Here is a 4,919-nt window from a genome sequence, read left to right on the forward strand (position 1 = left end):
TCGGCGCCGGCCTCGTCGCCCTCTGGCTGATGATCCGCTTCTCCCTGGCCTCGCCCGCCCTGATGCTGGAGAAGCAGGGCATCAAGAAGGCGATGAGCCGCTCCACGAAGCTGGTCCGGGGCACCTGGTGGCGGATCTTCGGCATCCAGCTGCTCGCCACGATCATCGCGAACGTCGTCGCCTCGATCATCGTCATCCCGTTCACCTTCCTCGCCGCGGCCCTCAGCGGCGATGGCATCACCGGCTGGCTCAACAGCGGCGGCTCCAGCCTCGGCTGGACCTTCCTCATCGTCAGCGGCATCGGCGCGGTGATCGGCTCCATGATCACGTTCCCGATCACGGCCGGCGTCACCGTGCTCCTCTACATCGACCAGCGCATCCGCCGCGAGGCCCTCGACCTCGAACTGGCCCGCGCCGCCGGTGTCCAGGACTACGGCTCCACCGCCCCCGGCGCCGTCCCGGGGAGCTGATGCGGTGAGCTGGGCGGGGGACGTTCTCACATCGGCGCTGCCACGCGCCGCCATACGCACCATGCTGCGCGCCGACGGCACCTCAGTGCTGCCGTCGGCACGCTCCGCCGACGAACCGCCGCTCACCACCCCGCGCGACCCCGCGCGCGATGCGGCCCGGCGCGAGCTGTCGAAGCGCGTGTACCACGAGAACGACCCCAGCCTGTTCCAGCGCGCCCTCGACGCCTTCTGGGACTGGCTCGACAAACTGTTCAACGCCGCCTCGACCGCCACACCCGGCGGAACACTCGGACTGGCCGTCATCATCCTGGCCGTCGTCGCGATCCTGGCCGCCCTGTGGTGGCGCCTGGGCACCCCCCGCCGCCAACCCACCTCGTCCGCCACGCTGTTCGACGACCGCCCCCGCAGCGCCGCCGACCACCGAGCGGCCGCCGAGGCACACGCCGCCCAAGGCCACTGGAACCAGGCCGTCCAGGAACGCATGCGCGCCCTCGTCCGCGCCCTGGAAGAACGCGCCCTCCTCGACATCCGCCCCGGCCGCACCGCCGACGAGGCCGCCGCCGAAGCCGGCCGGGCCCTGCCCGCCCACACCGACCGACTGCGCGCCGCCGCCCGCGACTTCGACGACGTGACATACGGCGGCCGGTCGGCGACCGAGCAGTCGTACCACCGCATCGCCGACCTCGACCGCGACCTGGAACGCACCAAACCCCAGCTCGCCGCGAGCAGCGCCCACAGCACGGCCCCCAACCGCCCCCAGGGAGCCGCCGAATGACCACCGAGGCCACGCTCCCGTCCACCTCGGCCTCGCCCACCGCCCGCCAGGTCTGGACCCGCGCGCGCGGCATCGCGCTCGCCCTCGTGCTGCTCCTGGTCGGGGCCATCGCGATCGCCGTGCTCCGCTCCGACGCCCGGCACGGCGAACTCGACCCGCGCTCCGCCGACCCGGGCGGCAGCCGCGCCGTCGCCGAACTCCTCGCCGACCGGGGCGTGGACACACGCGTGGTCACCACCCTCGACGAAGCAGCCGCCGCAGCAGGCCCGGACACGACCCTCCTGGTTGCCGTCCCCGACCTGCTGACCCGCGGTCAGCAGACCCGGCTGCACAACGCGTTCACCGACTCCCGCGGCCGCACCATCCTGGTCGCCTCCGGCAGCGCGTCCGTCGAGCGACTCGCCCCCGGCGTCACCGCCGACCCCGCCACCAGCCTCGACTCCACGCTCTCCCCCGACTGCGGCCTGCCCGCCGCCCGGCGCGCGGGCACCGCCGACACGGGCGGCGTCCGCTACACCACCACCCACCTCACCGCCGACGCGTGCTACCCCAGCGAGCGCCTGGCCACCCTGCTGCGCATCCCGGACGCGACCGGGGACGGCGACACCGTCGTCCTCGGCGCGCCCGACATCCTCCTCAACGACCGCCTCGACAAGCAGGGCAACGCCTCGCTCGCCCTCCAGCTCCTCGGCTCCCGCCCCCATCTGGTCTGGTACCTCCCCTCGCTCTCCGACACGTCGGCCACCGGCACCGACGACGAACGCAGCTTCTTCGACCTGCTCCCCTCGGGCTGGCTCTGGGGCACCCTGCAACTCTTCATCGCCGCAGCCCTGGCCGCCCTCTGGCGGGCACGCCGGCTCGGCCCCCTCGTGCCCGAAAAACTCCCCGTCGCGATCCGCGCCTCCGAAACCGCCGAAGGCCGAGCCCGCCTCTACCGCAAGGCCGACGCGCGCGACCGCGCGGCCAACGCTCTTCGCTCCACCACCCGCACCCGCCTCGCCCCCCTCACAGGCGTCCCCGTCACCCAGGCGCACACGCCCGAGGCCCTGCTCCCCGCCCTGTCCGCCCACCTCCACGGCGACGGCCAGGACCTGCACACTCTGCTCTTCGGGCCACCGCCCAGCGACGACGCAGCACTCATCGCACTCGCCGACCGACTCGACGCCCTCGAAAGAGAGGTACGCCGTCCATGATGGACCCGACCACTGACAACGCCGGGAAGACCGGGGACCCGGGCGCCGCCCGAGCCGCCCTGGAGGCCCTGCGCGCCGAGATCGCCAAGGCCGTGGTCGGCCAGGACCCCGCCGTGACCGGCCTCGTCGTCGCCCTCCTCTGCCGCGGCCACGTCCTCCTCGAAGGCGTCCCCGGCGTCGCCAAGACCCTCCTGGTCCGCGCCCTCGCCTCCGCCCTCGAACTCGACACCAAGCGCGTCCAGTTCACCCCCGACCTGATGCCGAGCGACGTGACCGGCTCCCTGGTCTACGACACCCGCAGCGCCGAGTTCTCCTTCCAGCCCGGCCCGGTCTTCACCAACCTGCTCCTCGCCGACGAGATCAACCGCACGCCTCCCAAGACCCAGTCGTCCCTCCTGGAAGCCATGGAGGAACGCCAGGTCACGGTCGACGGCACCCCTCGCCCCCTCCCCGACCCGTTCCTGGTCGCCGCGACCCAGAACCCGGTGGAGTACGAGGGCACCTACCCCCTCCCCGAAGCCCAGCTGGACCGCTTCCTCCTCAAACTCACCATCCCCCTCCCTTCCCGCCAGGACGAGATCGACGTCCTCACCCGCCACGCCGAGGGCTTCAACCCACGCGACCTGCACGCCGCCGGCGTACGCCCCGTGGCGGGCCCAGCCGACCTGGAAGCAGCCCGCGCCGCCGTCGCCAAGACGACGATCTCCCCGGAGATCACCGCCTACGTGGTCGACATCTGCCGCGCCACCCGCGAGTCACCGTCCCTCACCCTGGGCGTCTCCCCCCGAGGCGCCACGGCCCTCCTGGCCACCGCCCGCGCCTGGGCCTGGCTGACCGGCCGCGACTACGTCATCCCCGACGACGTGAAGGCCCTCGCCCTCCCCACCCTCCGCCACCGCGTACAGCTCCGCCCGGAGGCCGAAATGGAAGGCGTGACGGCCGACTCCGTCATCAACGCGATCCTCTCCCACGTCCCCGTCCCCCGCTGATGGCACTCACCGGACGCGCCGCCCTCCTCGCAGCCCTGGGCTCCCTCCCCGTAGGCATCTGGGAACCCAGCTGGACGGGCATCCTGGCGGTCAACGCGCCCCTGGCCGTGGCCTGCGCCTGCGATTTCGCCCTGGCCGCCCCCGTACGACGCCTGGGGCTCACCCGGTCCGGCGACACCTCCGTGCGCCTCGGCGACACCGCGGACGTGACCCTGACCATCACCAACCCGTCCCGCCGCCCCCTGCGTGCCCGACTCCGCGACGCCTGGCCGCCGAGCGCCTGGCAGCCGGGCATGGAAACGGCGGCCTCCCGCCATCGCCTCGCGGTCCCCGCGGGCGAACGCCGACGCGTGACGACCCGCCTGCGCCCCACCCGCCGAGGCGACCGCCAAGCCGACCGGGTCACCATCCGCTCCTACGGCCCCCTCGGCCTCTTCTCGCGCCAGGGCACCCACAAAGCCCCCTGGACGGTACGCGTCCTGCCCCCCTTCGCCAGCCGCAAGCACCTGCCCTCCAAACTGGCCCGCCTTCGCGAACTGGACGGCCGTACCAGTCTGCTCACCCGCGGCGAGGGCACCGAATTCGACAGCCTGCGCGAGTACGTCCCCGGCGACGACACCCGCTCCATCGACTGGCGCGCCACCGCCCGCCAGTCCACGGTCGCCGTACGCACCTGGCGCCCGGAACGCGACCGCCACATCCTCCTGGTCCTCGACACCGGCCGCACCTCGGCAGGCCGCGTGGGCGACGCACCCCGCCTCGACGCCTCCATGGACGCGGCGCTGCTCCTCGCAGCCCTCGCCTCCCGCGCCGGCGACCGCGTCGACCTCCTCGCCTACGACCGCAAAGTCCGCGCCCTCGTCCAGGGCCGCACGGCGGGCGACGTCCTTCCGTCCTTGGTCAACGCCATGGCCACACTGGAACCCGAGCTCGTCGAAACGAACGCCCGAGGCCTCACGGCCACAGCCCTGCGCACGTCCCCCCGCCGCTCCCTGATCGTGCTCCTCACGAGCCTGGACGCGGCCCCCATCGAAGAGGGCCTCCTCCCGGTCCTCTCCCAGCTCACCCAGCGCCACACGGTCCTGCTGGCATCAGTAGCGGACCCGCACATCACCGAAATGGCCAAGGCCCGCGGAAACGTCGACGCCGTGTACGAGGCAGCCGCAGCCGCCCAGGCCCAGTCCGAACGTCATCGCACGGCAGAACAACTCCGCCGCCACGGCGTGACGGTCGTGGACGCGACACCGGACGACCTGGCGCCGGCACTGGCAGACGCGTATTTGGCATTGAAGGCGGCTGGACGCCTGTGACGGTAAGGGCCCCTCGCAAGAGGCCCATAAACGCAGAAAACCCCCGCATCCGAAGATGCGGGGGTTTTCCCAATAATTGTTCGGCGGCGTCCTACTCTCCCACAGGGTCCCCCCTGCAGTACCATCGGCGCTGTAAGGCTTAGCTTCCGGGTTCGGAATGTAACCGGGCGTTTCCCCTACGC

The 4,919-nt window shown here is 72.7% G+C and carries 5 protein-coding genes and 1 rRNA gene; 5 read left to right on the top strand and 1 reads right to left on the bottom strand.

Features of this window, described 5'->3' with window-relative positions; translation table 11 throughout:
- The 5 genes from CCL05_RS40095 to CCL05_RS40115 form a co-directional block, all read left to right on the top strand.
- Positions 1-470 (top strand): glycerophosphoryl diester phosphodiesterase membrane domain-containing protein (locus CCL05_RS40095; RefSeq protein WP_208641724.1); only part of this gene is annotated, 470 nt, incomplete at its 5' end.
- 61 nt (positions 471-531) lie between these two features.
- Positions 532-1,245 (top strand): DUF4129 domain-containing protein, encoded by a 714-nt coding sequence (locus CCL05_RS40100; protein ID WP_086565528.1) that lies wholly within the window; start codon positions 532-534, stop codon positions 1,243-1,245.
- Positions 1,242-2,438 carry a DUF4350 domain-containing protein gene (locus tag CCL05_RS40105; RefSeq protein ID WP_086565525.1) on the top strand — a complete coding sequence of 399 codons (1,197 nt, stop codon included), beginning with the start codon at positions 1,242-1,244 and terminating at the stop codon, positions 2,436-2,438. Before CCL05_RS40100 ends, CCL05_RS40105 begins: the two co-directional genes overlap by 4 nt.
- The gene (locus CCL05_RS40110; RefSeq protein WP_086565526.1) at positions 2,438-3,427 is read left to right on the top strand and encodes an AAA family ATPase; all 990 of its coding nucleotides are present in this window, start codon (positions 2,438-2,440) and stop codon (positions 3,425-3,427) included. Before CCL05_RS40105 ends, CCL05_RS40110 begins: the two co-directional genes overlap by 1 nt.
- On the top strand, positions 3,427-4,737 hold the full coding sequence (locus CCL05_RS40115; protein ID WP_086565527.1) for a DUF58 domain-containing protein: 1,311 nt from the start codon (positions 3,427-3,429) through the stop codon (positions 4,735-4,737). The genes CCL05_RS40110 and CCL05_RS40115 overlap by 1 nt, the downstream gene beginning before the upstream one ends.
- Before the next feature lie 78 nt (positions 4,738-4,815).
- On the opposite strand, the gene rrf is transcribed toward CCL05_RS40115, so the two are convergent.
- Positions 4,816-4,919: ribosomal RNA gene (gene rrf / locus CCL05_RS40120) — 5S ribosomal RNA — on the bottom strand; the annotation flags it as partial.

Origin of the sequence: Streptomyces africanus (assembly GCF_002150735.1) — a bacterium.
GTDB classification, from domain to species: Bacteria; Actinomycetota; Actinomycetes; order Streptomycetales; family Streptomycetaceae; genus Streptomyces; species Streptomyces africanus.

Excerpts from the sequence above, each read along its gene's own strand:
- CCL05_RS40100 (WP_086565528.1), top strand. The coding sequence starts at position 532 with ATGCTGCGCGCCGACGGCACCTCAGTGCTGCCGTCGGCACGCTCCGCC.
- CCL05_RS40105 (WP_086565525.1), top strand. The coding sequence starts at position 1,242 with ATGACCACCGAGGCCACGCTCCCGTCCACCTCGGCCTCGCCCACCGCC.
- CCL05_RS40110 (WP_086565526.1), top strand. The coding sequence starts at position 2,438 with ATGGACCCGACCACTGACAACGCCGGGAAGACCGGGGACCCGGGCGCC.
- CCL05_RS40115 (WP_086565527.1), top strand. The coding sequence starts at position 3,427 with ATGGCACTCACCGGACGCGCCGCCCTCCTCGCAGCCCTGGGCTCCCTC.